Genomic DNA, 24,986 nt, shown 5'->3' with positions numbered 1-24,986 from the left:
GTCGGCTGCTGCGTGGATCGAGGTCGGACGAGAATCTCAACCGGCTCACAGGGGGCAGACGCGGGCCGGGCCACCGGCCAGGCAGGCCGGACCCGCGAACCCGCACCGGTTTCCCTTGCGGGAGAGAGCTATCCGGCCGACACCGCAAGCGCCCGATCTAGGGCGTCCGTCGGTGGCGTCGTGACCTTCGGCGGCCGATCCGAGAGCATGTCGGCGACGGCCTTCGGCCGGGCCAGCCACTCGCGTGCGGTGTTGCGGGCGACGGTGATCGTGCGGCAGTCGCAGTCGCCGCGGACCCCGTCGGCGTCGATACCCGCGTGGCGGCACAACGCGACCGCCCGGGTCACGTGCGGGTCCTGGCTGACGATCAACGCCCGTCGCACCCCGAAGGTCTGGGCGGCCCGTGCGCAGGTGTCGTACGTGTCGAGGCCGTGATCGTCGCCGACGATCAGCGCGGGGTCGACCCCGCGTTCCACGAGATACCCTGTCATCGAGGCGATCTCGTTCCCGGAGGTGCCGTTCGCGTCCCCGGACACCAGCACCGCCCGCGCCTTCCCGTCGCGCAGCAACGCGGCCGCGACGTCGAGTCGGCCGGCGAGGAACGACATTGGCCTGCCGTCCTGCACCTTCGCGCCGAGGACGATCACCACCGGCGCCTCCGGGGCGTCGGCGAGGTCGTGGACGCGTCCCGACGCCGCGGACGCGATCACCGCCATCGAGCCGACGGCCGCCACCGCACCCACCGCTACGACACCCGCGCACGCGAGGGCCAGCCGTCGGCGGAGCGGCCGCCGCGGCCGATCGCCCCGCACCTCAGGCCCCGTCACCGCCCGACGAGGCCCGCCGGGCGGCCTTCGCCGCGGCCTCCTCGGCGTCCATCCGGTTGGCCTCCTCGAGGGTCGGCGCACCGCCCCCCAGACGGGCAGGAACCCAGTACTCCCCGGCGGGGTGCTCGTAGTTCTCCTGCAACGCGTGCAGCATCGACTCCATCGTCGCGTGCACCTTCGCCGTCAACTCGTCGGCAGGCTCGAACGGGGCGATCGGCTCACCGACGGCCATCGAGATCGGCGTGTTGGTGCGGCCGAGTCGCTTCGGATGCCCCTTCGTCCACACCCGCTGCGACCCCCAGATCACCAACGGGATGATCGGAACGCCGGCCTCGATCGCCATCCGGGCGGCACCGGACTTGAAGTCCTTGATCTCGAAGCTGCGGCTGATCGTGGCCTCTGGGAACACCCCGATCAGTTCGCCGGCGCGCAGCGCGTCGACCGCGGCCCGGTACGAATCGGCACCCGCCGACCGATCCACCGGGATGTGCCGCATCGTGCGCATCATCGGCCCGGAGATCTTGTTGTCGAAGACCTCCTTCTTCGCCATGAAGCGCACGTATCGCTTCACCTCGCGCACCGGAATACCCGCATAGGTGAAGTCCATGTAGCCGGTGTGGTTGATCGCGATCACCGCGCCACCCGACGCGGGAATGTGCTCGGCACCACTGATGGTGAACTTCAGCCCCTCCGCGAAGAACAGCGTGCGGGCGACACCGATGATCGATCTGTAGAAGGGTTCCACGGCCGCCAGCCTAGTGTGTGCCCGCCCACAGGTCCTCCGGAGTGGGAGGGGTGACGTGCGCCCCAATCCGGGCGGCGGACCCGCGTGTGCAGGGTTCGGTTTGCCGCACCACCTACCCTGGTAGGCGTCGCACCACCGTAGGAGGCAGTCGAAGTGCAGGTCACGAGCGTCGGACACGCCGGATTCCACATCCAGACCGAAGCGGGGTCCATCCTCTGCGACCCGTGGGTCCACCCGGCCTACTTCGCGTCGTGGTTCCCGTTCCCCGACAACACCGGCCTGGACTGGGATGCCCTCGGTGACGTCGACTACCTGTACGTCTCGCACCTGCACAAGGACCATTTCGACCCGCAGACCCTCGTCGACCACGTCAACAAGGACGCGACGGTGCTGCTGCCGGACTACCCGGTCCCGGACCTGCGCCGCGAGCTGGAGAAGCTGGGCTTCACCAAGTTCTTCGAGACCCAGGACTCGGTCAAGCACACGGTGAGCGGCCCCAAGGGTGACCTGGACGTCATGATCATCGCGCTGAGGGCGCCCGCGGACGGCCCGATCGGCGACTCCGGTCTGGTCGTCTCCGACGGCGAGACCACCTGCTTCAACATGAACGACGCCCGCCCGGTGGACATGGACGTGCTCGGCGAGCAGTTCGGCAAGGTCGACATCCACCTGCTGCAGTACTCGGGGGCGATCTGGTACCCGATGGTCTACGACATCCCGGCCGGCACCAAGCGCAACTTCGGCAAGCAGAAGCGTCAGCGTGGCATGGACCGCTGCCGCAGCTACATCGACCAGGTCGGGGCGACCTGGGTGGTGCCGTCCGCCGGCCCGCCGGTGTTCCTGGACGAGGCGCTGCGCGATCTGAACGACGACCACGACGATCCGGGCAACATCTTCCCCGACCAGATCGTCTTCCTGGAGCAGATGCGCATCCACGGCAACGACGGCGGACTGCTGATGATCCCCGGGTCGGTCGTCGACATCCACGGCTCGCAGGCGGCGCTCACGCACCCGATTCCGGACGCCGAGGTCGACAAGATCTTCTCCGACAAGGCCGCGTACATCGAGGACATGGCGCAGCGGATGGCCCCGGTCATCGCCGCGGAGAAGGCCGCATGGGCACCCGCCGAGGGCGAGCCGCTGCTCGGACCGCTGCAGGCGAAGTTCGAGCCGATCATGGCGCAGTCGACGCTGATCTGCGACGGCATCGGCTACCCCGTCGGCCTGGAGATGGGCGACGAGACGGTCGTGCTGGACTTCCCCAACCGGGTGGTGCGCGAGCCGAAGGAGGACGACGGCAAGTACCGCTACGGCTTCCGCATCGCACCCGAGCTGGTGCGCACCGTCCTGCGTGACGACGAGCCGGACTGGGTGAACACCATCTTCCTGTCCACCCGCTTCCAGGCGTGGCGGGTCGGCGGCTACAACGAGTTCCTCTACACGTTCTTCAAGTGCCTGACCGACGAGCGGATCGCGTACGCGGACGGCTGGTTCGCCGAGGCGCACGACGACTCGGCGTCGATCGAGGTGGGCGGCTACGAGATCCAGCGCCGCTGCCCGCACCTGAAGGCGGACCTGTCCAAGTTCGGCGTCGTCGACGGCACCAACCTGACCTGCAACCTGCACGGCTGGCAGTGGGACCTCGAGACCGGCCGCTGCAAGACCTCGAAGGGCCACGAGCTCCGCTCGACCAAGCTCTGACCCACCCCCGAAGGTTCCGTAATGTGACATTGGCTCACTTGACGATCCCCAATGTGACATTGCGGAACCTCACGCGGGGGCGGTGACCTCGTAGATCGCGCAGTCGGTACGCGGCGAGCACGACTGACCACCCCTAGGGTGGGGTGATGGCACCGAGTCGGGAGTCCGTCGAGGAATTCCTCACCAGCTACGGCCGGGCACTGGCCACCTTCGACGCGGTCGCGACCACGCAACTGTGGGGCCTGCCCGGAACGCTGGTCACCGACGCGTTCGTGGGCGCGCTGACCACCCGCGAGGAGATGATGCTCGGGCTGTCCCAGGGCCATCCGGTGTACCGGGCCCTCGGACTGGGCGGGGTCACGCACACGCTGCTCGAGTACGCGCCGTTGACCGACGCGATGGTCCGAATCCGGGTGCGCTGGCATTTCCTCGACGACGAGGGGGCCGAGCTCACCGACAGCGACTACGAGTACCTGCTGCGTCGCGATCCCGAGGGGTTGCGCGCCTACGTCGCGGTCGGCATCAACGACGCCGAGAAGCTCCGCGAACTGGCGCAGCGGCGAGGCGTCGAGCTTCCCGGGAGCTGAAACCCACCGACGACCCGCCGCACGCGTCCACCCGGGCGATCGAGCGCCCGGAGCAATGTGTGACCACGGTCTCACCCAACGGGACGAGTACGCACGGTCACACAAGTCTTTTGGCTCACTTGGTCGCAACGACGACGAGAGGGTCACGCGACAAATGGACGATTTCACCGGCAGGGTCGCACTGATCACCGGCGGCGCCCGAGGTCAGGGCCGCTCCCACGCGCTCGCATTCGCGGAGCGCGGCGCGGACGTGGTGCTGGTCGACCGGTGCGAGGACCGCGAGGTGATCGGTCATCCGATGGCGACGAAGGAGGACCTGGCCGAGACGGTGCGCCTCGTCGAGGCCGCCGGAGGCCGTTGCCTGGCAACCCGGGCCGACGTCGCGGACCGGTCCGCCCTGGACGAGGTGGTCGCCCGGGCGACGGCCGAGTTCGGCGGGATCGACATCGCCGTCGCGAACGCGGGGGTGTCGGCGGCGGCCCCGGTGCAGTCCACCAGCACCCCGATGTGGGACGAGGTGGTCGGCACCAACCTGACCGGCGTGTTCAACACCCTCGCCGCCGTCTCCCCGGGCATGATCGAACGTGGCTACGGCCGGATCGTGACGATCTCCTCGATGCTCGGCCGCACCGGGAACACCAACCAGGCCGCCTACTGCGCATCCAAGTGGGGTGTGATCGGATTGACCAAGAGCGCCGCACTCGACCTGGCCGCGCACGGGATAACGGTGAACGCGATCGCCCCCGGCAACATCGCCACCGGGATGCTGCACAACGACGCCCTGTACCGGCACCTACGGCCCGATCTCGACAACCCGGGCCCCGACGACGTCGAGGACATCCTGCGCGGCCTGCACGTCCAGCCGATCGCGTGGCTCGATCCCGCCGAGATCACCCGGGCGGTGCTGTTTTTCACCGCCGAGGCGGCCGCGCATGTCAGCGGCACCGTCCTGCCCGTCGACGCCGGCAACGCCGCCCGCGTCACCGCCTGACCACGAGAGGAGATCAGCCGATGACCACTGCAACGAACGACGAGATCCGCGAGATCGAGGGCGGTGCGGTGCCGCAGCGGTTTGCCCGCGGCTGGCACTGCGTCGGCCTGTCCCGGGACTTCAACGACGGGAAGCCGCACTCGCTCAACGCCTTCGGCACCAAGCTGGTGGTGTTCGCCGACAGCACCGGCGCGATCAAGGTCCTCGACGCGTACTGCAGGCACATGGGCGGCGACCTCAGCCAGGGTGAGGTCAAGGGCGACTCGGTCGCCTGCCCGTTCCACGACTGGCGTTGGGGCGGCAACGGCAAGTGCACCGGCATCCCCTACGCCCGCCGGGTGCCGCCGCTGGCCCGCACCCGCGCCTGGCACGTCCTCGACCAGGACGGCCTGCTGTTCGTCTACAACGACCCCGAGGGCAACCCGCCACCGGAAGAGGTACGGCCGCCGCGCATCCCGGGTGCCCTGGCCGACGACTGGACCGACTGGAAGGGCTTCAAGCAGACGATCGTCCACACGAACGTCCGCGAGCTCATCGACAACAACGTCGACATGGCGCACTTCTTCTACGTGCACGGCTCGTTCCCGACGTTCTTCCGCAACGTGTTCGAAGGCCATGTCGCCGCGCAGTACATGAACGGCGTCGCCCGCGACGACATCCGACCTCCGGCCAAGCCCGGTGAGCCGCGCGTGCTCGGCAACTCGTCGTCCGCCGCCTACTACGGTCCGGCCTTCATGATCGACGAGTTGACCTACCACTACGAGGGGTTCGACTCCGAGGCGATCCTGCTCAACTGCCACTACCCGATCGACGCGAACACCTTCGTGCTCACCTACGGCGTGATCGTGAAGTACTCCGAGCACCTCGCCCCCGATGCCGCGGAGAAGCTCGCCGAGGGCATGAGCACGTTCATCAACAAGGGCTTCGAGCAGGACGTGGAGATCTGGCGCAACAAGACCCGGATCGACAACCCGCTGCTGTGTGAGCAGGACGGCCCGGTCTACCAGCTGCGCCGCTGGTACGAGCAGTTCTACGTCGACGTCGCCGACATCACGCCGGACATGACCGACCGCTTCGAGTTCGAACTCGACACCACCAGGCCGGTCGAGTCGTGGCGGCAGGAGGTCGAGGAGAACCTCGCCGCTCGCTCGGCCGCGCAGGGCTGAGCCGATGCAATCCGTGCAGTGCCGCGAGTGCGGGGTGTCCGTGCTCGTGGAGAAGTTCAGCTGGGAACACACCGGTGTGCAGTGGACCGAGGACGCGGTCGCGGCGTGCCCCGCGCTGGCACCCCTCGCCGCCCGAGGTGACACCGCGTCACTGACACGAGGCTGCGAGGCGATGCGGACGTCGATTCGCACGGCCGCGGTCGAGGGGCTCTTCGGCGACCTCGACTGAGCGTGCCGATCCACCGAGAGGTCGAACGGGCCACAACCCGTTCGGCCTCTCCGGCGTTCCCGGGTGACCGCGGCGGGCGGCGTCGACTATGCGCGGTCCCACAGCGCGAGGTAGTCCTCGCGGCCGAACATCGTCGCGGCGTCGACGGCGGTGGGATGCCCGGCCCGGGGGTCGGCGCCGGCGGCGGCGAGCACCCGCACCACGGCCTCCTCGCCCTTGAAGATCGCGCCGGCGACCGGCGACTGGCCGCGGGCGTTCAGCCGGTTCACGTCCGCGCCGCGGTCGGCCAGCAGCTGCACCGCGGCGGCGTGCCCGTGGTACGCGGCGAGCATCACGAGGGTGTCGCCGGTGCCGGTGGTCAGGTTCACCGGGACCCCGGCATCGAGGTACGCGGCGAGGGTGTCGGCGTCACCGGCCCGGGCGGCGTCGAACACGCGCTGCGCGATCTCCTGCAACCGCGGATCGATCGGTTCGTCGGTCATACCGTCCGACGCTACCCAATCCCCTGTCCGACCGAATGTGGCCTTCGTTCAGTCGGATTGAACGAAGGCCACATTCGGTCGAAAATGGTGGGGGGTTAAGGCGCGCGCAGCACGTCCGTGCCGACGAACGGCTGCAGCGCGGCGGGCACCGTCACGGAGCCGTCGGCCTGCTGATGGTTCTCGAGGATCGCGACGATCCAGCGGGTGGTGGCGAGGGTGCCGTTGAGGGTCGCGGCGATCTGCGGCTTGCCGTTCTCGTCGCGGTACCGGACGCCGAGACGGCGCGCCTGGAAGGTGGTGCAGTTCGACGTCGACGACAGCTCGCGGTAGCGCTGCTGGGTCGGCACCCACGCCTCGCAGTCGAACTTGCGGGCCGCCGAGGAGCCGAGGTCGCCGCCGGCGACGTCGATGACGCGGTACGGCACCTCGATCGCGGCGAGCATCTCCCGCTCCCAGCCGAGCAGGCGCTGATGCTCGGCGTCCGCGTCCTCCGGCTTGCAGTAGGTGAACATCTCCACCTTGTCGAACTGGTGGACGCGGATGATGCCGCGGGTGTCCTTGCCGTAGCTGCCCGCCTCGCGACGGAAGCACGACGACCAGCCGGCGTACCGCTTCGGGCCGGCGGACAGGTCGAGGATCTCCCCGGAGTGGTAGCCGGCGAGCGGAACCTCGGAGGTGCCGACGAGGTACAGGTCGTCCTGTTCGAGGTGGTAGACCTCCTCGGAATGCTGGCCGAGGAAGCCGGTGCCCTGCATGATCTCGGGGCGCACCAGCACCGGCGGGATCATCATCGTGAACCCGTTGGCGGTGGCCTTCTGCGCGGCCAGCTGCAGCATGCCCAGCTGCAGGAGCGCACCGAACCCGGTGAGGAAGTAGAAGCGCGCGCCGGAGACCTTCGCGCCGCGTTCCATGTCGAGCAGCCCGAGCGACTCGCCGAGCTCGAGGTGGTCCTTCGGCTCGAAGTCGAACGTCGGCAGTTCGCCGACCGTGTCGAGGGTGATGAAGTCGTCCTCACCACCGGCGGGGGCGCCGTCCTGGACGATGTTGGAGATCGCGCGCTGCGCGGCCTCCAGGGCGGCGTCGGCCTCGTGCTGCGCGGCCTCCGCGTCCTTGACCTGCTGCGCAAGTTCCTTCGCACCGGCCAGCAGCGCGGGCCGCTCCTCCGGCGATGCCTGCCCGACCTTCTTCCCGAGGGCCTTCTGTTCGGCCCGCAGGTTGTCCCCGGCCAGCACCGCGGCGCGGCGGGACTCGTCGGCCGCGAGCAGTGCGTCGACCAGCGCGGGATCCTCTCCCCGAGTGCGCTGCGACTGGCGGACGACGTCGGGGTTTTCCCGCAGGAACTTGAGGTCAATCACGACCGAAACCCTACTTGGTCGCCGTTTGGCGCGGAGCCTGCCCAGTGGCCGGGTGTCGGGAACGCCTCATTTCCGTTTCGGTGTGTCGGCGATCGGGACGCGCGCGGCAGGCATGATGGAGGGCGATGTCCGACGAACACAGCTCAGCTCACGACGACCCGACCCCGGCCCCGGCAGACGGCCCGCAGGGGGGACGGGACGACGCCGCACCCACAGGCGGCTGGTCCGCGGCCGAGCGCTGGACCGGCGGCAGGCAACTGTCCGCGAAGGTCACCCGCCGCGCCCTGATCGCGGTCGCGCTCGGCGCGGTGATCGCGGCGATCGCCACCGTCGTCATCTCCGGCGGGTTCAAGGGCGGCGACGAACTGAAACCCGACGCCAACAGCGGCGGACCGATGGCGACCGGCGCGGTGGCCGGGAAGGCGTTCGGCACCGCCGCCGCCGGCGACTGCCTGACGTGGACGGAAGCGGACGCCAGCGACCTGTCGAAGGTCGACTGCGCCGAGGAGCACCTGTTCGAGGTGGCCTCCGAGGTGGACCTGAGCGTCTTCCCCGGCGCCGAGTTCGGCCCGGGCTCCCGCTTCCCGAGCGTGCTCCGGTTCTCGCAACTGCGTGACGAACACTGCACCCCCGCCGTCACCGAGTACCTCGGCGCGCACTTCGACCCGCACGGCAAGTACAGCGTCGGCCTGATCAACCCCGGTGAAGCCGGCTGGGCGGCCGGCGAGCGGACCATCCGCTGCGGGCTGCAGCGGTCGAGCACCACCGGAACCGTGCTCGCGGTCACCGGTGCGGTCCAGGGTCAGGACCAGTCGAAGGTGTGGGAGGCAGGCACCTGCATCGGCATCAACCAGAACGTGCCCGCCGACCCGGTGGACTGCTCGCAGGCGCACGCCTTCGAGGTCATCTCGGTGGTGGACCTGGGCGCGAAGTTCCCGGGCGGCTTCCCCGCCGTCGCCGACCAGGACAAGTACCTGGAGGAGACGTGCACGCAGGCGGCGAACGAGTACCTCGGATCGCCGGACGCGCTGCGGAACAAGACCCTGACCCTGTTCTGGGACAACCTCGACCTGAGCAGCTGGCTCGCCGGCAGCCGGAAGGTGAACTGCTCGGTCGGCAAGGAGATCGACGGCGGCGGCTTCGCGCCGATCGTGGGTTCGGCCAAGGGCGACATCCTGATCAACGGAGCGCCCCCGGTCGCGCCGCCGCCGCTGCCCGAGGGCCGGTCCATCCCGACGCCGCTGCCGGGCGCAGCTCCGCTGGGGAACTGATGGCGGTGCAGATGTCCGAGGCCAGGTTCGACGAACTGGTCTCCGAAGCCCTCGACCTGATCCCGCCGGAGTTGGCGGCGGCCATCGACAACGTCGTCGTCCTCGTCGACGACCGCGACGAGGAGGACCCGGGCCTGCTCGGGCTCTACCACGGCATCGCGCTGACCGAACGCGACAGCCACTACGGCGGTTCGCTGCCCGACACCATCACGATCTACCGCGAGGCGATCCTCGACATCTGCGACGACGAGGAGCACGTGGTCGACGAGGTGGCGATCACCGTCATCCACGAGATCGCGCACTACTTCGGCATCGAAGAGGACCGGCTGCACGAACTCGGCTGGGGCTGACCCCACCGCACCGCCGCCCACCCTCCCTCGGCGGGTGGCCGGCGGGTGGAATCTGCGGGAACCGTTCGACCGACGGGCGCGTCCAACCCCCTGACGGATCATTTCGATCGAGCCAGCCAGGAGACCGCCCATGACCGGACACGTGTTCGTCTCACCCGACGCCCTGATCTCCGCGGCCACCCAACTCGAGGCCCTCGCGCAGCGACTCCAGGCAACCGTCGACGCCAACGCGCCCGCACTGCACATGGCGCCCGCCGGCACGGAGGAGGTGTCGGTGCTGGCCGCGTCGTACTTCAACTCGGTCGCCGACAGCTTCCTGCCTGCGGCGGCGACGGGCATCGCGGAACTGTGGGCGGCGGCCGCGACGCTGCGCAAGCAGGCCGCCGAGTACGAGGGCCTGGACCATTCGTTCGGCGCCGCGCTCGCCGCGGGCATGTGATCCGAGCCGATCCGACCGTAGGAAGGAGCACGAAATGACACTGGGCTTCACCGGCGTCGTCTGGTTCCCCCGGGGTGCCACCTGGAACTCGACCTCGCTGAACGCGGGCATCGGACCGGCCGGGTTCGCGGCCGCGGGCACCGCTTGGTCCGCCGTCGCGACCGGCCTGACCGACGCCACCGCCACCGTCACGAAGGTGATGACGGAACTGCGGGTCGGCTGGGAGGGGGTCGCATCCGACGCGGCGCTCGCGAAGCTCGCCCCGTTCCTGACGTGGACGCAGCAGGCCGCCGCGGTGGCCACCGCGACCGCCGCGAAGGCAGGCGCCGAGGCCGCCGCGCACACCATCGCGCGGGCCACGATGCCGATCCTCGCCGAGATCGCCGCGGTCAAGGCCGCGACCGTCGCCGCCCACACCGTCGGTGGTTCGCTGGCCGGCGCCGGCGCGGCCGCCGAGGCCGCAGACAAGGCGATGGACCTGCGGGCGGCGCTGGTGATGGAGGCGTACGAGTCGGCGTCGAGCATCGTCTCGGTGCAGCAGGGCTTCAGTCCCCCACCGCCGCTGGCGAACGCGGGCGGCGCGGCGCCGGCGGACGCGCCTGTGGCTCCCGTTCCCCAGAACACCCTGCTGTCCGACTTCGCGGTAAACCCGGCGCAGGCCGCGCAGGCCGCGCTCGGCACGGTGCTCGCGCAGGCGCAGAACCCGACGGTGGTGGCCGCGGCGTCACAGGTCGGCTCGATCGCCGGGACCGGGGTCAGCACGGTCGCGGGGGCGGCGTCGGCGCTGGCCCCGGCCGCGGCGGCTGCGATCGGCGGCAGCCGGTTCGGCGACGCGGGCGCCCCGACGGTGACGGGTGCCGCCTCGGAGGCTCGATCCGGCGGATCCGCCCGGACCGTCGGCGCGGCGGGGTACTCCGGCGGTCCCGGACGCGGCGGGCCTGCGGGCGCCCCGCGGATCACCCTGCCGGAGGGCTGGGGCGGCGCCACCGGCACCGGCGGCTCGGGATTCGCGGGCCGCGGCGCCGCGACGGGCGCAGTCCCCGGACTCGAGCCGGCGCCCGTCGCCCGGGTGGAGGCCGCGGCCGCGGCCCGGCCCGGGCACCTCGGTGCCCCGCTCGGTGCGGGTGCGTCGCAGGGCGCCGAGGACGAGGAGCACCGGACGCCGGGATACCTGAAGAGCTTCGAGCACTTCGAGGACGGCCGGGTGGTGATCCCGTCGGTGATCGGCGGCGACCGGTGACCACGCCCTTGATCGGCGGCCGGCTGGGGTCGGTGACGCTGAGCGGCGACGAAATCGACCTGCTGCTGCACCTGCTCGGGGTCGACGAACTGCCGGTGGTGCTCGCCACCATGTCCAGGTTCGACACGGTCGCGGCCCGCGATGTGGCGTTCGCCGCGGCTCGTGAGTCCTTGCAGGCGCGGGGGCTGCTGCGCGGTGACCATCCGCACCCGGGGATCGTCGATCGACTGGCGGTGCTCGCCCGCCCGACCGTCGAGCTCGCCCTGCGCTGGTACCCCGGCGACGGCGCCGTGTCCCGGATGTGTCTGGCCCAGGGCCCTGCCGGGGTGGTGCTGGCGCTGCGAGCGGCGGACACCTACGTGCTGGCGGACGTCGGTACCGCCGAACCCGACCTGGTGCTCGACGTGATCGGCCGCGGTGTCGGGCTCGACGTCGGTTCGGTCAGCGCGCCGACCGAGCCGCTGGCGGCGGCCCTGCACGATGTCACCGACCCTCCCGCCGTCGCGCGCCGGTTGACGTCCCTCGGCGTGGCGGAGCGGGACGCCGACCGGCTCGCGCACGCGCTCGGCTCGTGCCGGGCGCACGCGGAGATCGTCGCGCTCACGCACCGGGAGGGCCGGACGGGCACGTCCGGCCCGGTGACGGTGTTCGACACCGGCGAGGGCCGGATCGTCGGCACCACGAGCGCGGCCGCGGACGGGGCCGCGTGGTGCACGCTCGGCCCGGGCGGGGATGCGCGGGTCCGGCAGGCGGTGCGGGAACTGCTCGACGCGGCGGGTGCTGCCGAATCGGTCTGACGGGCCACTGTGTTCGACGGGGCGCTGTCGGGTGACCGGTACCCTTTGCAGTGACATTCTGGCGATCGAGACGTTTGGTAGGGCAATGGGTGAACCCGTCGAGGAACCGGCTCCAGACGAGACGGCCGGCGACTGGCGTCGGCTGAAGGACGTCGAGCTGACCCCGATCCTGTCGGCGTCGCTCGACGCGTTCTACGAACTCGGCTACCACGGGACGACGGTCCGCGAGGTGGCCCGCCGGGTCGGGGTGACGGTGCCCGCGCTGTACTACCACCACGACAGCAAGGAGGGGCTGCTGATCGCCCTGCTCGAGTTGTCGACGGCGGACGTGCTGGCGCGGGCGCACGCCGCGGACGCCGACGGCGGCGACGATCCGGTGCAGCGGCTCGCGAACGTCATCGAGGCGATCGTGTTGCGGATGACGACGCGTTCGCGGCTCGCGTCGCTCGAGGGCGAGGTGCGGTACCTGAGCGCGGAGAACCGGCAGCGGTACCGCGCGGTGCGCAAGGGCATCGAGGAAGTCGTGCTCGGGATTGTCCAGGACGGTACGGCCAGTGGGGATTTCGACGTCGAGGACCCCGCCGAGACCACCCGCGCGCTGCTCGGCATGTGCCAGTCCATCCCCCGTTGGTACCACGCGGAAGGCACCCTGTCCCCCGAAGAGGTCGCGAAGAAGTACGTGGCGATCGCGATGAAAACCGTTGGGGCAAAGCCGAGGTGAACGTTCCCATGCCACACCGCCCCACCCCGTGTGGATGAAGGGCACCTTCGCTCGGCCCAACCGGACGAGGGGCACCTCCACCCGCGACGGTGTGGCGGTGGAGCGAGCGGACGAAGACGGTCAGCCTTGGCCGAAGACCGCAGGCCGCTTGTTCAGGAACGCGTCGACGCCCTCCGCGAAGTCGGCGGCGGCGAGCAGTTCGAGCTGACCGCTGCGCTCGCGGGCGAACGCCGGGTCGAGCTGGCCGAGGGTGGCGTCGTTGATCGCGGTCTTGGTGGCCGCGAAGGCATCCGACGGTCCGACGACGAGGCCCCTGACGAGCGCCTCGACGTCGGCGGCGAACGTGGCATCGGGATACACCCGGGCGATCAGGCCCGCGTCGAGCGCGTCGGTCGCGGGCAGCCGCTCGGCGAGCAGCGCCATCTTCAGTGCGCGGGCCCGCCCGATGGACGCCGCGACGAGAGCGGTCGCACCACCGTCGGGCATCAGGCCGATCTTGGTGAATGCGAGCAGCAGGTAGCTCGACTCGGTGGCGACGGTGAGGTCCGCGCCGAGGGCGAGCGAGACCCCGACCCCGGCGGCCGGGCCGTTGACGGCGGCGACGACCGGGCGCGGGAACGCGCGCAGCGCGGCGACGAGCCGGTTGGCGGCGTCGATGGTGGCGCTGTCGGGCGGGCCGGTCAGGTCGTCGATGGTGGACAGGTCGGCTCCGGTGCAGAACGCCCGGCCGGTGCCGGTGAGGACGACGACGCGGACAGCCCGGTCACCGGCGTGCTTCTCGAGGGCGTCGGCTGCGGCGGCGAGGGTCTCGGTGGTGACGGCGTTCATCCGGGACGGCCGGTTGATGGTGATGCGCAGGACGCCGTCGGTCAGGTCGACGAGGACGTCGTTGGTGTCGGTACTCATTGAACTGTCCTTCTCGGGAAGTCAGGATCGGAAGGTGATCGCCACTTTGCCGGTGGCGCTGCGGGATTCGAGGCTGCGCAGCGCGTCGCCCGCGTGCTCGAGGGGGTGGACGGTCGGTTCGGCGACCTGCAGGGCACCGGACGCCAGGAGGGGTTCGAGTTCGGCCCACTGGCGGGCCGGGTAGCCGAAGTCCTCGCGGACGTACTCGCCCCATCCGGCGCCGAGCACCGCGATGTTCTTGAGCAGCAACCGGTTCACCTTGACGGTGGGGATCTCGCCGCCGGTGAAGCCGAGGACGACGTGCCTGCCGTTCGTGGCCAGGCTGCGCAGGCTGTCGAGGAAGCGATCGCCGCCGACCGGGTCGAGGACGATGTCGACGCCGCGGCCTGCGGTGATCTCGGCGACCGAGTCCTTGAATCCGTCGGCGAGCACGGTGTGGGTGGCGCGGTTGGCGGCGGCGACCCGCGCCTTCTCCTCGGTGCTCACGACCGCGATGGCGTCCAGGCCGAGGGCGGCCGCGACCTGCAGGCACGCCGTCCCGAGGCCGCCGGCGGCGCCGTGCACGAGGACCGTCTCGCCGGCCCGGTACCGGGCGCGTTCGGTGAGGGCGAAGTGTGCGGTGAGGTAGTTCATCAGGAACCCGGCGCCCGCGGTCAGCGACACGGTGTCGGGCAACCGGAACACGATCGACGCCGGGACGGCGACGGTCCCCTGCCACGCGCCGCCCAGCGACAGCGCGACCACGCGGTCGCCGGCGTGAAATCCGCTGTCGGCGGGGGCTTCCCGCACGATTCCCGCGCCTTCGACGCCAGGGACGAACGGGGTCGGGCGGACCACCTGGTAGCCGCCCGACGTCTGCAGCAGGTCGGGGAAGGAGACGCCGGCGGCTTCGAGGTCGACGACGACCAGGCCGGCCGGATCCGGTTCGGGGATGTCGACGACGCGGAGGCCGTCCGGTCCGATCGCCTCGACCACCTGCACTGCCCGCATGCCGTCTCCCTGGTTGCTCGGTTCGGCCGCACGCCGCGGCCGTTCTCATCAGTACCAGACCTCACTGAGCGGTCGCTAGCTAACGGGACCCATTGACCGGCCCGCGGGTCCCGTGATAGGTGTCTTAGCGAGCGTTCAGTAATCCCGTTCGATCCAACCGAGGAGCAACCCATGGCCGACGAGTCGACCACTGCGCCCGAGCCCGCGGCGCTGTACGAGCGGCGCGGCAACGTCGCGCTCATCACGCTGAACCGACCCCGAGCCATGAACGCGGTCAACGCGGCACTGTCCACGGCGGTCGGCACCCTGCTCGAGCAGGCCGAGGCCGACGACGAGGTGCGGGTCATCGTGATCACCGGTTCGGGCCGCGCCTTCTGCGCGGGCGCGGACCTGAAGGCGCTCGGCTCCGGCCAGTCCCTCGACGCCGACGGCCACCCGGAGTGGGGTTTCGCCGGCTACGCCCAGCACTGGGTGAGCAAGCCGACCATCGCGGCGGTGAACGGTTTCGCCCTCGGTGGCGGCACCGAACTCGTCCTCGCCAGCGATCTGGCCGTGGTCGACGAGAACGCGCAGCTGGGCCTGCCCGAGGTCAAGCGCGGCCTGTTCGCCGCGGCCGGTGGCGTCATCCGCCTGCAGCAGCAGATCCCGAAGAAGGTTGCCCTCGAGCTGGCGCTGACCGGCGAACCGATCACCGCCGCGCAGGGCAAGGAGCTCGGGCTGGTCAACCGGGTCGCCCCGGCCGGCACCGCGCTGGACCTCGCCCTCGAGCTGGCCGAGAAGATCGCGGGCAACGCGCCGCTGGCGGTGCGCGAGTCGAAGGCCATGATCCACAACACCGCGACCGGCGCCGACTGGGAAGCCGGTGTCTGGCAGGAGAACCTCAAGGCCCTCAAGGTCGTCTTCACCAGCGCCGACGCGCAGGAAGGCCCGAAGGCCTTCGCCGAGAAGCGCACCCCGGTCTGGCAGGGCCGCTAACCCCACGATCACGGTCCGGTGCCCTGTCGACCCCCCTCCGGGGCACCGGACCGCCAAACCCCACGAAAGGCACCAACACCATGACGAACGCAGTCATCGTCGACGCAGTCCGCCTCGCCTCCGGCAAGGGCAAGATGGGCGGCGCGCTGTCCGGCACGCATCCCGTCGAGCTGCTCGCGCACGTGCTCCGCGCGATCACCGAACGCAACAACCTCGACCCCGCCCTCGTCGACGACGTGATCGGCGGCTGCGTACAGCAGGTCGGCGAGCAGGCGCTGAACATCTCCCGGACCGCGCTGCTCGCGGCCGGGTTCCCGGACTCGGTGCCCGCCACCACCATCGACCGGCAGTGCGGGTCGAGCCAGCAGGCCGCACACTTCGCCGCGCAGGGCGTCATCGCCGGCGCCTACGACATCGTCATCGCGTGCGGTGTCGAGTCGATGAGCCGCATCCCGATGGGTACCTCCCCGATGGGTCAGGACACCCACGGCCCGTCCATCGCCGCCCGGTACCCGGAAGGCCTCGTCCACCAGGGCATCTCGGCGGAGCTGATCTCCGCCAAGTGGAAGTTCGACCGGGACACGCTCGACGCCTTCTCCGCGCAGTCGCACCAGCGTGCGGCGGCCGCGATCGCCTCCGGAGCCTTCGACCGCGAGATCCTGCCGATCGACGTGACCAACGCCGCCGGCGAGACCGTCTCGCACACCGTCGACGAGACGGTCCGCGCGTCGACCACCGCCGAGGGCCTTGGCGGGCTCAAGCCGTCCTTCCGCACCGACGCCTTCGCCGAGCGCTTCCCCGAGGCCCCCTGGCAGATCACCCCCGGCAACTCGTCCCCGCTGACCGACGGCGCCTCCGCGGTGCTGATCATGAGCGAGGAGGCCGCGACCAAGCTGGGCCTGACCCCGCGCGCCCGCTTCCACTCGTTCTCGGTCGCCGGCGACGACCCGATGTTCATGCTGACCGCGCCGATCCCGGCCACCCACAAGGTCCTCGCGAAGGCCGGACTCGGCATCGACGACATCGACGCCTACGAGGTCAACGAGGCCTTCGCCCCGGTGCCGCTGGCGTGGGCCCACGAATTCGGCGCCGACCCGGCCAAGCTGAACCCGCTCGGCGGCGCGATCGCCCTCGGCCACGCACTCGGGTCGTCCGGCACCCGGCTGCTGACCACCCTGCTGCACCACCTCGAGAACACCGGTGGCCGCTACGGTCTCCAGACGATGTGCGAGGGCGCGGGCATGGCCAACGCCACCATCATCGAACGCCTCTGATCCACAACACGTCTCGAAAGGAAAACGCATGATCATCAACGACAGCGTCGCCGTCGTCACCGGTGGCGCCTCCGGCCTCGGCCTGGCCACCACCAAGGCCCTGCTCGCCGACGGCGCCCAGGTCGTCATCATCGACCTGCCGTCCTCCAACGGCGAGACCGTCGCCAAGGAGCTCGGCGACCGGGTCCGCTTCGTCGCCGCCGACGTCACCGACGAGGCCGCCGTCACCGAGGCCCTCGACGTGGCCGAGTCCCTCGGCCCGCTGCGCGTCGCGGTGAACTGCGCCGGCATCGGCAACGCCATCAAGACGGTGAACAAGCAGGGCGCGTTCCCGCTCGACGCCTTCAAGAAGGTCGTCGACGTCAACCTGTTCGGCACCTTCAACGTGCTCCGCCTCGCCGCCGAGCGGATCGCGAAGACCGAGCCCATCGAGGGCGAGCGCGGCGTCATCATCAACACCGCCTCCGTCGCCGCGTTCGACGGTCAGATCGGCCAGGCCGCATACTCCGCCTCCAAGGGCGGCGTCGTCGGCATGACCCTGCCGATCGCCCGCGACCTCGCGTCGCTGCTGATCCGCGTCGTCACCATCGCACCGGGCCTGTTCAAGACCCCGCTGCTCGGCTCGCTGCCCGAGGAGGCCCAGAAGTCCCTCGGCGGGCAGGTGCCGCACCCGTCGCGCCTCGGCGATCCGTCCGAGTACGGCGCCCTGGCCGCGCACATCGTGTCGAACCCGATGCTCAACGGCGAGACCATCCGTCTCGACGGCGCCATCCGCATGGCCCCGCGCTGACCCACACGCGACGAGAGGAGGGGCCGATGCCTGCATCGCCCGAAACCACCACCAACTGGCGGGAATTCGAGCCGATGCAGCTCGGCCCCATCCTCGAGAACGCGCTGGAGGCGTTCCACGAAAACGGCTTCCACGGCACCACGGTCCGCGATCTGGCCCGCCGGGTCGGAGTGACGGTGCCCGCCCTGTACTACCACCACGAGAACAAGGAAGCGGTTCTCGTGGCCTTGCTCGACACCGCCGTCCGCGACCTGATCGACCGCTGCGTGGCCGCGGTCACCGACGGCGGTGACGATCCGGTCCTGCGCTTCACGTACTTCTTCGAGGCGGTGGTGCTGAACATGACGCACCGCGCCCGGCAGTCCGCCCTCGACTCCGAACTGCGGCACGTCTCGCCGGACAACCGCCGCAACTACGCCGCGACCCGCAAGAGGCTCGAGCTCATGGCTCTCGATCTGGTGACGGACGGTGTCGACCGGAAGGTCTTCGTTGTCGACGACGTCCCCGAGACCGTCCGCGCCCTCCTCGGCATGGGCCAGTCCATCGCCCGCTGGTTCCAGATCGACGGACCGCTGACCCCGGACGAAGTCGCCGACCGGTACACCGCCATCGCCCTGCGCGTGGTCGGCCATCCCACCGCTTCCTGACAACCCGCACCGCGAGGAGAATTACGTGCTGACCACCGCATTCACCGAGACCTTCGGCGTCCGCCACCCCATCGTGCAGGGCGGCATGCAGTGGGTCGGTCGCGCCGAACTCGTTGCCGCCGTGGCGAACGCCGGCGCACTCGGCATGATCACCGCGCTCACCCAGCCCACCCCGGACGATCTCGCGAAGGAGATCGCCCGCACCCGCGAGCTGACCGACCAGCCGTTCGGCGTGAACCTGACCATCCTGCCCGCGATCACCCCGCCCCCGTACGACGAGTACCGGCAGGTCATCATCGAGTCCGGCGTCAAGATCGTCGAGACCGCCGGCTCCAACCCCGCCCCGCACCTGCCCGACTTCCACGCCGCCGGCGTCAAGGTGTTGCACAAGTGCACCAGCGTCCGGCACGCGGTCAAGGCCCAGGACATCGGCGTCGACGGCATCAGCATCGACGGGTTCGAATGTGCAGGGCATCCCGGCGAGGACGACATCCCCGGCCTGGTGCTGATCGCCGCCGCGGCCGAGCAGATCACCATCCCGATGGTCGCCTCCGGCGGCTTCGGCGACGGCCGCGGCCTGGTCGCCGCGCTGGCACTCGGCGCCGACGGCATCAACATGGGCACCCGCTTCATGTGCACCGAGGAGTCCCCGATCCATCGCACCATCAAGGAGGCGATCGTCGCCGCGAAGGAGACGGACACCGAGTTGATCTTCCGCCCGCTGCGCAACACCGCCCGGGTGGCCAGCAACACCGTCAGCCGCGAGGTGGTCGAGATCCTCAGCCGCGGTGGGCAGTTCGAGGACGTGCGTGAACTGGTCGCCGGGGCCCGCGGCCGCCTCGTGTACGAGAACGGCGACCCGGAGGCCGGCATCTGGACCGTCGGCACCGTGCAGGGCATCATCCACGACATCCCGACCGCGGGCGAACTCGTCGAACGGATCGTCGCCGACGCGGAGTCCCTGATCTCCGAGCGCCTGGCCGGGCTGCTCGGCAGCGACCGGGGCACCCAGACCGTCAACGCCTGAGCCATCGAGGAGTGAGAGTCATGCAGCGCAAGCATTTCGAGTCCGATCACGAGGACTACCGCGGCACCGTCCGCGAGTTCCTCGCCCGCGAGGTCGAACCCCACTACCTGCAGTGGGAGGAGGATCGCCTCATCGACCGGGCCGCCTATGTCGCCGCGGGCAAGTCCGGCATCCTCGGTCTCGGCGTCCCCGAGGAGTTCGGCGGCTCGGGGGTCACCGACTACCGATTCCGGCATGTCGTGTCCGAGGAGATCGCCCGCACCGGGACCACGTCGTTCGGGTCCAGCCTCGCCCTGCAGGACGACATCGCGATCCCCTACATCCTGCACCTCGGCACCGCGGCACAGAAGGATCGCTGGCTGCCGCGGATGGCCGCCGGTGAGCTGATCGGCGCCATCGCGATGACCGAGCCCGGCGCGGGCTCGGACCTGCAGGGCGTCAAGACGACCGCGGTCCGGGACGGTGACGAGTGGGTGATCAACGGGCAGAAGACGTTCATCACCAACGGGATTCACTCCGACCTGGTGATCGTCGTGTGCCGCACCGACCCGAACGCCGGGTCGAAGGGCTTCTCGCTCATCGTGGTCGAACGCGACACTCCGGGCTTCAGCCGCGGCCGCAAGCTGCACAAGGTCGGCCTCGCCGCGCAGGACACCGCCGAGCTCGTCTTCGAGAACGTGCGGGTGCCTGCGGAGAACCTGCTCGGCACCGAGGGCCGCGGTTTCATCCATCTGATGGAGAACCTGCCGCTGGAGCGGATCGGTATCGCCGTGGGCGCCGTCACCGCGGCCCGCGCCGCCTACGAGTGGACCAAGAACTACGCGTTCGAGCGCAAGGCGTTCGGCAAGCCGATCGGCGACCTGCAGAACAGCCGCTTCGTGCTCGCCGAGATGCTCACCGAGATCGAGGTCACCGAGTCGCACATCGACCGCTGCGTGCTCGCCCTCAACGCGGGTGAACTCACCGCCGTCGACGCGTCCAAGGCCAAGTGGTGGGCCACCGAGCTGCAGAAGCGTGTCGTGGACCGCGGAGTGCAGCTGCACGGCGGCTACGGCTTCATGATGGAGTACCCGATCGGCCGCGCCTACGTGGACACCCGGATCCAGACGATCTACGGCGGCACCACCGAGGTGATGAAGGAGATCATCGGCCGCGACATCGCCGCCGAGTTCAAGTAGGCAGTCCCCGCCCGCGCCGGTTCCCAAATGTCACATCGGGTGTCCTCGAGTGAGCCGATGTGACATTTGGGAACCCAGGGAGGGGTCAGGCGTCGAGGAGCGCGGTCCTCGCGGCGGCGTACTCGGCCTTGAGCCGCTCGACGAGCTCGGCGGCGGGCACGACGGCCTGCACCGCGCCGACGCCGTGGCCGGCGCCCCAGATGTCGCGCCACGCCTTCGCCTCGCTCTTCGCGGCCTCGGTCCCGTCGGACTCGCCGGTGCCGAAGTCCATCGCGGACGGGTCGGAGGTCGCGAGGTTGTCGGGGTCCATGCCCGCCGCGGAGATGCTGCCGCGCAGGTAGTTTCCGTGCACGCCGGTGAACAGGTTGGAATACACGATGTCCGACGCGCCGGAGTCGACGATCATCTGCTTGTAGGCGTCGACGGCGCCCGCCTCCTCGGTGGCGATGAACGCCGAACCGATGTACGCGAGGTCAGCACCCGCGGCCTGGGCGGCGAGGATCGAGCGGCCGTGCGCGATCGAGCCCGACAGCAGCAGCGGTCCGTCGAACCACTGCCGGATCTCCTGGACCAACGCGAACGGCGACTGGGTGCCGGCGTGCCCGCCCGCGCCCGCGGAGACGGCGATCAGGCCGTCCGCACCCTTCTCGACCGCCTTGTGGGCGAACTTGTCGTTGATGATGTCGTGCAGCACGATTCCGCCGTACGAGTGGATCGCCGCGTTGACGTCCTCGCGGGCGCCGAGCGAGGTGATCACGATCGGCACCTGGAACTCGACGATGGTGGCGAGATCCTGCTCGAGTCGGTCGTTGGACTTGTGCACGATCAGGTTCACCGCGTACGGCGCGGACGGCGCCTCGGGGTTGTTCGCGTCGTGCTTCGCCAGCGCCTCGCCGATCTGCGTCAGCCACTCATGCAACTGCGACTGCGGGCGGGCGTTGAGCGACGGGAACGATCCGACGATGCCCGACGTGCACTGGGCGATGACGAGGTCCGGGTTCGACACGATGAACATCGGCGACGCCACCACGGGCAGACGCAGCCGGTCCTTGAGGATCGAGGGCAGTGCCATGTAACTCTCCTTGCGCAAGATTGCCGTCGCCACAGCATCCCATGGCTACCTAGCGATCGCTAGGACGATCTTGCGCCGAGGGCGCCACCGAGGTTCACGTGATCGGCTCAGATGCCGGCCGCGGCGGCAGCCTCGGGCGTGAGAATGCCCGGGACCAGGAAGTTGGTCAGCATCCGGCGATGCTCCGGGTCCTCGTCGGAACCGAAGTCCATCCGTCCGACGAGGATCAGTTCGACCAGTGCGATCCACTGGCAGATCTCCGCGTTCGTGCGGTCCGCCCGCACCTCGCCGCGATCGCGGGCCTCGTCGATCACCGGCGCCCACATCTCCTCGGTCAGGCGCGCCGCCAGGCCCGAGCTGCCGACCAGGGCGGTCGCCAGATCCATGTGCTCGGGACTGACGATCAGTCGCACCACGGGATCCTTGCGGCCCATGTCCACCAGATAGATCAGCCCGTCGACGATCTGGTCGGCGAACGTCTTCCGCTTGCGCAGGAAGGTGCGGGCCTTGCCGAACATCCGCCGCGAGCGCACCTCGATGAGCGCGGTGATCAGGGTGTCGCGATCGCTGAAGTAGCGGTACACGGTCGGTCGGGATACGCCGGCTTCCTTTGCGATGTCGTCCATCGTGGTTTTCGCCGCGCCGTAACGCTCGAAGGTCCGTTCCGCGGCCTCGAGGATCTGTCCCCGCGCCTCCTCCGGATTCTCACTCAGGACACTGCCGGTTCGCCGTCGAGCCATGTCACCCTTCTCCAGGTGTACGGCCCCGCGCCCTACTCCCGCGACGATGTTACCGCCGCGGGAGTGGGCGACGGCTAACCGGACTCGCCGAAGAGATCGGGCAATCCGGTCGAAATCCGGTCGGGAAAGTCCGGCTCGCGCTTCTCCAGAAAGGACTCGACGCCCTCGCGTGCATCGCCCGAGGTCCCCCGCAGGTACACCGCGAGCGAGTCGGCCCGGTGCGCGGACTCCGGGCCGTCCGCCCCGAGCATCCGCCACATCAACTGACGGGTCAGGGCGACCGACACCGGCGCGGTGCCACCGACCATCTCGCGCGCGACCTCGATCGCGCGCGAGAGCACCCGGTCGGCGGGCACGATCTCGCTGACCAGGCCGTGCTCGAGAGCCTCCGCGGCCGGCACCATCTTGCCGCCGAGCGTCCACCGCAGCGCGGCGGAGATCCCGACGACCCGCGGCAGGAACCAGGACGAGCACGCCTCCGGGACGATGCCGCGCCGGGTGAACACGAACCCGAAGCGTGCGGTGTCCGAGGCGATCCGGACGTCGGCGGGCAGCGTCATCGTGACGCCGACGCCAGCGGCGGGGCCGTTGATCGCCGCGATCACCGGCTTGGTGGACCGATAGAGCCGAAGGGCGACGCGCCCGCCCTGGTCGGCGGGAGCGCCCCCGGTCTCCGGGTCGTCGCCGAGGACGAAGGTGTCGCCACCGGACGCGAGATCGGCGCCGGCGCAGAACGCCCGCCCGGTGCCGGTGAGCACCACCGCGCGCACGGTGTCGTCCGCGTCGCACTCGTCCATCACCGCGAGGATGCGCTCGCACATCTCGTCGGTGAAGGCGTTGAGTCGATCGGGCCGGTGCAACCGCACGATCGCGATCTCCCCGTCCCGCTCGACCACCACCGGGCCGCCGGTCACCGCGCCTTCGTCACTCATCGTCTCAACGCACCTTGCTGAATCGCTCCGCCACATCACGGTATTCGGAACGGATAGCGGTCTTGGACAGCTTCCCGCTGGGCAGCCGGGGAAGCGGTTCGTCCCGGATCACGACGTACCGGGGCACCTTGTAGTCGGCCACCACCTCGTCGCAGTGGGCCACGATCGCGGCGGCGTCGACGTCGCCGCTGACGGTGACGATGGCGGCCGGGGTCTCACCGAACCGCTCGTCGGCCGCGGCGATCACCGCGACCTCCTCGACACCGTCGATGCCACCGATCACCCGTTCGATCTCGACCGGCGAGATGTTGATGCCTCCGGTGATGATGAGGTCCTTCATCCGGTCGACGAACTTCACGCGGCCACCGTCGTCGAGCGTGCCGAGGTCGCCGCTGTGCAGCCAGCCGTCGCGCAGGGCCTGCGCGGTGGACTCGTCGTCGTTCCAGTACCCGGGAGTCACGCCGGGGCCGCGGAGCACGATCTCGCCCTCCTCCCCCGGGTCGGCGGGGGTGCCGTCGGGCCGAACCACCTTGAGCTCGGTGAAGATCGAGCCCGTCCCGCACGTGTCGGGATGCGTGAACGCTTCTTCCCGGGTGGTGGCGGTCGCGACGCCACCGGCCTCGGTCATGCCGTAGATCTGACGCAGCTGAACACCCTTGTCCGCCCACGACTTCAGGAGCGCGGGTGCGACCGCGGCGCCGCCGACGATCGCGGTGCGCAGCGACGACATGTCGGCGGCGTCGAACTCCGGGGTGCGCGAGATCGCCTCGAACACCAGGGGCACACCGAACAGGGCGTTCACCCGATGCTCACCCAGCAGCTTCGCCGCACGTCCGGGGTTGAGTTCCTTCTCGATCACCAGGGTGTTTCCGAGCACCACCGACATCACCAGGCCCCACACGAGGCCGGGTGTGAACACGAGCGGAAGCAGCAGCAACGACGTTCCGCCGGGACGGAATCCCTCTTCGGTGAGGGTGGCCTCGAAGACGATGTTGAGCAGCGTCTTGTTGGTGCAGACGACGCCCTTGGACAGCCCGGTCGAGCCGCTGGTGAAGAGGATGGCGACCGGTTCGTCGTACCCGCGGTCGATGCGGAAGTCGTCGCGGTCGCCGTCGCGCAGTCCGGTGAAGTCGTCGAACGACAGGGCCTGGAAGTCGCCTCCCAGTGCCCGGGTCTGCTCGATCTGCTCGGCGAACTCGCTGGGCGCGATCGTCATCGCCGCACCCGAATCGTCGAGTACCTTGCGCAGTTCCGCCGGCTTGAGCCGCGGGTTGAGCGGCACAAGCACGGCGCCGGCCTTGATCACGCCGAGCGCGATCACCGGCCAGGTCAGCGTGTTCGGTCCGAGGACGCCCACCCGATCGCCGGGCGCGATCCCGGCGTCGGCGATCCGGCGTGCCACCCGGCTCGACCAGTCCTGCAGCTGCCGGTAGGTCAGCGCCTCGTCGTCGACGATCAGCGCCCGCTGATCTCCCTTGGTGTCGGCCCACCAGTGCAGTGCAGATCCGATCGTGGCTGCCATGTCGTCCTTCTCCAGTCGAGATTCGTGATGGT

27 protein-coding genes are annotated in these 24,986 nt (G+C 70.1%); 17 read left to right on the top strand and 10 right to left on the bottom strand.

All coding sequences use genetic code 11. The features are described from left to right. Nucleotides 1–128 precede the first annotated feature (128 nt). Both ACWDUM_RS11050 and ACWDUM_RS11045 read right to left on the bottom strand, forming a co-directional pair. Nucleotides 129–743 (bottom strand): SanA/YdcF family protein, encoded by a 615-nt coding sequence (locus tag ACWDUM_RS11050; protein WP_450134003.1) that lies wholly within the window; start codon nt 741–743, stop codon nt 129–131. 70 nt (nt 744–813) lie between these two features. Next, the gene (locus ACWDUM_RS11045; RefSeq protein WP_450134002.1) at nt 814–1,572 is read right to left on the bottom strand and encodes a lysophospholipid acyltransferase family protein; all 759 of its coding nucleotides are present in this window, start codon (nt 1,570–1,572) and stop codon (nt 814–816) included. 153 nt (nt 1,573–1,725) lie between these two features. Here ACWDUM_RS11045 and ACWDUM_RS11040 point away from each other — a divergent pair, with 153 nt between their 5' ends. The 5 genes from ACWDUM_RS11040 (at nt 1,726) to ACWDUM_RS11020 (ending at nt 6,246) form a co-directional block, all read left to right on the top strand. Continuing rightward, nucleotides 1,726–3,273 (top strand): Rieske 2Fe-2S domain-containing protein, encoded by a 1,548-nt coding sequence (locus ACWDUM_RS11040; RefSeq protein ID WP_450134001.1) that lies wholly within the window; start codon nt 1,726–1,728, stop codon nt 3,271–3,273. A gap of 146 nt (nt 3,274–3,419) precedes the next feature. Next, nucleotides 3,420–3,860 (top strand): hypothetical protein, encoded by a 441-nt coding sequence (locus tag ACWDUM_RS11035; protein WP_450134000.1) that lies wholly within the window; start codon nt 3,420–3,422, stop codon nt 3,858–3,860. Between the two features lie 154 nt (nt 3,861–4,014). Continuing rightward, nucleotides 4,015–4,851 (top strand): mycofactocin-coupled SDR family oxidoreductase, encoded by an 837-nt coding sequence (locus ACWDUM_RS11030; RefSeq protein ID WP_450133999.1) that lies wholly within the window; start codon nt 4,015–4,017, stop codon nt 4,849–4,851. Nucleotides 4,852–4,871: 20 nt separating this feature from the next. Further along, nucleotides 4,872–6,017, top strand: coding sequence for a Rieske 2Fe-2S domain-containing protein (locus tag ACWDUM_RS11025; RefSeq protein WP_450112623.1), 1,146 nt, complete (start codon nt 4,872–4,874; stop codon nt 6,015–6,017). 4 nt (nt 6,018–6,021) lie between these two features. Continuing rightward, the gene (locus tag ACWDUM_RS11020; protein WP_450112622.1) at nt 6,022–6,246 is read left to right on the top strand and encodes a hypothetical protein; all 225 of its coding nucleotides are present in this window, start codon (nt 6,022–6,024) and stop codon (nt 6,244–6,246) included. Nucleotides 6,247–6,332: 86 nt separating this feature from the next. On the opposite strand, the gene ACWDUM_RS11015 is transcribed toward ACWDUM_RS11020, so the two are convergent. Further along, the gene (locus ACWDUM_RS11015; RefSeq protein WP_450133998.1) at nt 6,333–6,728 is read right to left on the bottom strand and encodes an ankyrin repeat domain-containing protein; all 396 of its coding nucleotides are present in this window, start codon (nt 6,726–6,728) and stop codon (nt 6,333–6,335) included. A gap of 95 nt (nt 6,729–6,823) precedes the next feature. Next, nucleotides 6,824–8,083, bottom strand: a complete 1,260-nt coding sequence (serS, locus tag ACWDUM_RS11010; RefSeq protein WP_450133997.1) for a serine--tRNA ligase — start codon at nt 8,081–8,083, stop codon at nt 6,824–6,826. Between the two features lie 125 nt (nt 8,084–8,208). Here serS and ACWDUM_RS11005 point away from each other — a divergent pair, with 125 nt between their 5' ends. The 6 genes from ACWDUM_RS11005 to ACWDUM_RS10980 all read left to right on the top strand — a co-directional run bounded on the left by ACWDUM_RS11005 (nt 8,209) and on the right by ACWDUM_RS10980 (nt 12,901). Continuing rightward, nucleotides 8,209–9,354, top strand: coding sequence for a septum formation family protein (locus tag ACWDUM_RS11005; protein WP_450112619.1), 1,146 nt, complete (start codon nt 8,209–8,211; stop codon nt 9,352–9,354). Next, nucleotides 9,354–9,704, top strand: coding sequence for a metallopeptidase family protein (locus tag ACWDUM_RS11000; protein ID WP_450112618.1), 351 nt, complete (start codon nt 9,354–9,356; stop codon nt 9,702–9,704). The genes ACWDUM_RS11005 and ACWDUM_RS11000 overlap by 1 nt, the downstream gene beginning before the upstream one ends. A gap of 130 nt (nt 9,705–9,834) precedes the next feature. Next, nucleotides 9,835–10,143 (top strand): PE family protein, encoded by a 309-nt coding sequence (locus ACWDUM_RS10995; protein ID WP_450112617.1) that lies wholly within the window; start codon nt 9,835–9,837, stop codon nt 10,141–10,143. Between the two features lie 34 nt (nt 10,144–10,177). Beyond that, nucleotides 10,178–11,383 (top strand): PPE domain-containing protein, encoded by a 1,206-nt coding sequence (locus ACWDUM_RS10990; RefSeq protein ID WP_450133996.1) that lies wholly within the window; start codon nt 10,178–10,180, stop codon nt 11,381–11,383. Further along, the gene (locus ACWDUM_RS10985) at nt 11,380–12,180 is read left to right on the top strand and encodes an ESX secretion-associated protein EspG (protein WP_450133995.1); all 801 of its coding nucleotides are present in this window, start codon (nt 11,380–11,382) and stop codon (nt 12,178–12,180) included. The genes ACWDUM_RS10990 and ACWDUM_RS10985 overlap by 4 nt, the downstream gene beginning before the upstream one ends. Before the next feature lie 85 nt (nt 12,181–12,265). Next, complete coding sequence (locus ACWDUM_RS10980; RefSeq protein ID WP_450133994.1) at nt 12,266–12,901, top strand: TetR/AcrR family transcriptional regulator; 636 nt, start codon at nt 12,266–12,268, stop codon at nt 12,899–12,901. A 120-nt stretch (nt 12,902–13,021) separates the two neighbouring features. On the opposite strand, the gene ACWDUM_RS10975 is transcribed toward ACWDUM_RS10980, so the two are convergent. Both ACWDUM_RS10975 and ACWDUM_RS10970 read right to left on the bottom strand, forming a co-directional pair. Continuing rightward, nucleotides 13,022–13,807 carry an enoyl-CoA hydratase gene (locus ACWDUM_RS10975; protein ID WP_450133993.1) on the bottom strand — a complete coding sequence of 262 codons (786 nt, stop codon included), beginning with the start codon at nt 13,805–13,807 and terminating at the stop codon, nt 13,022–13,024. A 21-nt stretch (nt 13,808–13,828) separates the two neighbouring features. After that, a complete protein-coding gene (locus ACWDUM_RS10970; RefSeq protein ID WP_450133992.1) occupies nt 13,829–14,797 on the bottom strand; it encodes an NADPH:quinone oxidoreductase family protein in 969 nt (322 codons plus the stop codon). A 171-nt stretch (nt 14,798–14,968) separates the two neighbouring features. On the opposite strand from ACWDUM_RS10970, the gene ACWDUM_RS10965 reads away from it, so the two are divergent. From ACWDUM_RS10965 to ACWDUM_RS10940, 6 genes are all read left to right on the top strand, one after another. Next, nucleotides 14,969–15,772 carry a crotonase/enoyl-CoA hydratase family protein gene (locus ACWDUM_RS10965; protein WP_450133991.1) on the top strand — a complete coding sequence of 268 codons (804 nt, stop codon included), beginning with the start codon at nt 14,969–14,971 and terminating at the stop codon, nt 15,770–15,772. Between the two features lie 80 nt (nt 15,773–15,852). Continuing rightward, the gene (locus ACWDUM_RS10960) at nt 15,853–17,046 is read left to right on the top strand and encodes a thiolase family protein (RefSeq protein WP_450133990.1); all 1,194 of its coding nucleotides are present in this window, start codon (nt 15,853–15,855) and stop codon (nt 17,044–17,046) included. A 28-nt stretch (nt 17,047–17,074) separates the two neighbouring features. Continuing rightward, the gene (locus ACWDUM_RS10955; RefSeq protein WP_450133989.1) at nt 17,075–17,836 is read left to right on the top strand and encodes a 3-hydroxyacyl-CoA dehydrogenase; all 762 of its coding nucleotides are present in this window, start codon (nt 17,075–17,077) and stop codon (nt 17,834–17,836) included. 26 nt (nt 17,837–17,862) lie between these two features. After that, complete coding sequence (locus ACWDUM_RS10950) at nt 17,863–18,483, top strand: TetR/AcrR family transcriptional regulator (RefSeq protein WP_450133988.1); 621 nt, start codon at nt 17,863–17,865, stop codon at nt 18,481–18,483. Nucleotides 18,484–18,508: 25 nt separating this feature from the next. Continuing rightward, nucleotides 18,509–19,510: an NAD(P)H-dependent flavin oxidoreductase gene (locus tag ACWDUM_RS10945; RefSeq protein WP_450133987.1), complete on the top strand. Its 1,002-nt coding sequence runs from the start codon at nt 18,509–18,511 to the stop codon at nt 19,508–19,510. Nucleotides 19,511–19,530: 20 nt separating this feature from the next. Then, nucleotides 19,531–20,688 (top strand): acyl-CoA dehydrogenase family protein, encoded by a 1,158-nt coding sequence (locus ACWDUM_RS10940; RefSeq protein WP_450133986.1) that lies wholly within the window; start codon nt 19,531–19,533, stop codon nt 20,686–20,688. 85 nt (nt 20,689–20,773) lie between these two features. Here ACWDUM_RS10940 and ACWDUM_RS10935 read toward each other — a convergent pair whose 3' ends face one another. The 4 genes from ACWDUM_RS10935 to ACWDUM_RS10920 form a co-directional block, all read right to left on the bottom strand. After that, nucleotides 20,774–21,760 (bottom strand): NAD(P)H-dependent flavin oxidoreductase, encoded by a 987-nt coding sequence (locus ACWDUM_RS10935; protein ID WP_450133985.1) that lies wholly within the window; start codon nt 21,758–21,760, stop codon nt 20,774–20,776. Between the two features lie 107 nt (nt 21,761–21,867). After that, nucleotides 21,868–22,500 carry a TetR/AcrR family transcriptional regulator gene (locus ACWDUM_RS10930; protein WP_450112604.1) on the bottom strand — a complete coding sequence of 211 codons (633 nt, stop codon included), beginning with the start codon at nt 22,498–22,500 and terminating at the stop codon, nt 21,868–21,870. Between the two features lie 74 nt (nt 22,501–22,574). Then, a complete protein-coding gene (locus tag ACWDUM_RS10925) occupies nt 22,575–23,432 on the bottom strand; it encodes an enoyl-CoA hydratase-related protein (RefSeq protein ID WP_450133984.1) in 858 nt (285 codons plus the stop codon). A gap of 4 nt (nt 23,433–23,436) precedes the next feature. Then, on the bottom strand, nt 23,437–24,954 hold the full coding sequence (locus tag ACWDUM_RS10920) for a class I adenylate-forming enzyme family protein (RefSeq protein WP_450133983.1): 1,518 nt from the start codon (nt 24,952–24,954) through the stop codon (nt 23,437–23,439). Nucleotides 24,955–24,986: the final 32 nt, after the last annotated feature.

The sequence above is a fragment of the Rhodococcus sp. NPDC003322 genome (assembly GCF_053589555.1).
Note: the sequence above shows the minus strand (reverse complement) of the source record. Positions and strands in the feature narration are given on the sequence as shown.

What these genes read in the sequence shown, in the direction of transcription:
- ACWDUM_RS10965 (WP_450133991.1), top strand. Translation starts at nt 14,969, where the DNA reads ATGGCCGACGAGTCGACCACTGCGCCCGAGCCCGCGGCGCTGTACGAG.
- ACWDUM_RS10980 (WP_450133994.1), top strand. Translation starts at nt 12,266, where the DNA reads ATGGGTGAACCCGTCGAGGAACCGGCTCCAGACGAGACGGCCGGCGAC.
- ACWDUM_RS10935 (WP_450133985.1), bottom strand. Translation starts at nt 21,760, where the DNA reads ATGGCACTGCCCTCGATCCTCAAGGACCGGCTGCGTCTGCCCGTGGTG.
- ACWDUM_RS11000 (WP_450112618.1), top strand. Translation starts at nt 9,354, where the DNA reads ATGGCGGTGCAGATGTCCGAGGCCAGGTTCGACGAACTGGTCTCCGAA.
- ACWDUM_RS10950 (WP_450133988.1), top strand. Translation starts at nt 17,863, where the DNA reads ATGCCTGCATCGCCCGAAACCACCACCAACTGGCGGGAATTCGAGCCG.
- ACWDUM_RS10920 (WP_450133983.1), bottom strand. Translation starts at nt 24,954, where the DNA reads ATGGCAGCCACGATCGGATCTGCACTGCACTGGTGGGCCGACACCAAG.
- ACWDUM_RS11025 (WP_450112623.1), top strand. Translation starts at nt 4,872, where the DNA reads ATGACCACTGCAACGAACGACGAGATCCGCGAGATCGAGGGCGGTGCG.
- ACWDUM_RS11020 (WP_450112622.1), top strand. Translation starts at nt 6,022, where the DNA reads ATGCAATCCGTGCAGTGCCGCGAGTGCGGGGTGTCCGTGCTCGTGGAG.
- ACWDUM_RS10995 (WP_450112617.1), top strand. Translation starts at nt 9,835, where the DNA reads ATGACCGGACACGTGTTCGTCTCACCCGACGCCCTGATCTCCGCGGCC.
- ACWDUM_RS10925 (WP_450133984.1), bottom strand. Translation starts at nt 23,432, where the DNA reads ATGAGTGACGAAGGCGCGGTGACCGGCGGCCCGGTGGTGGTCGAGCGG.
- ACWDUM_RS10975 (WP_450133993.1), bottom strand. Translation starts at nt 13,807, where the DNA reads ATGAGTACCGACACCAACGACGTCCTCGTCGACCTGACCGACGGCGTC.
- ACWDUM_RS10940 (WP_450133986.1), top strand. Translation starts at nt 19,531, where the DNA reads ATGCAGCGCAAGCATTTCGAGTCCGATCACGAGGACTACCGCGGCACC.
- ACWDUM_RS10970 (WP_450133992.1), bottom strand. Translation starts at nt 14,797, where the DNA reads ATGCGGGCAGTGCAGGTGGTCGAGGCGATCGGACCGGACGGCCTCCGC.
- ACWDUM_RS10960 (WP_450133990.1), top strand. Translation starts at nt 15,853, where the DNA reads ATGACGAACGCAGTCATCGTCGACGCAGTCCGCCTCGCCTCCGGCAAG.
- ACWDUM_RS10955 (WP_450133989.1), top strand. Translation starts at nt 17,075, where the DNA reads ATGATCATCAACGACAGCGTCGCCGTCGTCACCGGTGGCGCCTCCGGC.
- ACWDUM_RS11015 (WP_450133998.1), bottom strand. Translation starts at nt 6,728, where the DNA reads ATGACCGACGAACCGATCGATCCGCGGTTGCAGGAGATCGCGCAGCGC.
- ACWDUM_RS10990 (WP_450133996.1), top strand. Translation starts at nt 10,178, where the DNA reads ATGACACTGGGCTTCACCGGCGTCGTCTGGTTCCCCCGGGGTGCCACC.
- ACWDUM_RS11030 (WP_450133999.1), top strand. Translation starts at nt 4,015, where the DNA reads ATGGACGATTTCACCGGCAGGGTCGCACTGATCACCGGCGGCGCCCGA.
- ACWDUM_RS11005 (WP_450112619.1), top strand. Translation starts at nt 8,209, where the DNA reads ATGTCCGACGAACACAGCTCAGCTCACGACGACCCGACCCCGGCCCCG.
- ACWDUM_RS10930 (WP_450112604.1), bottom strand. Translation starts at nt 22,500, where the DNA reads ATGGCTCGACGGCGAACCGGCAGTGTCCTGAGTGAGAATCCGGAGGAG.
- ACWDUM_RS11035 (WP_450134000.1), top strand. Translation starts at nt 3,420, where the DNA reads ATGGCACCGAGTCGGGAGTCCGTCGAGGAATTCCTCACCAGCTACGGC.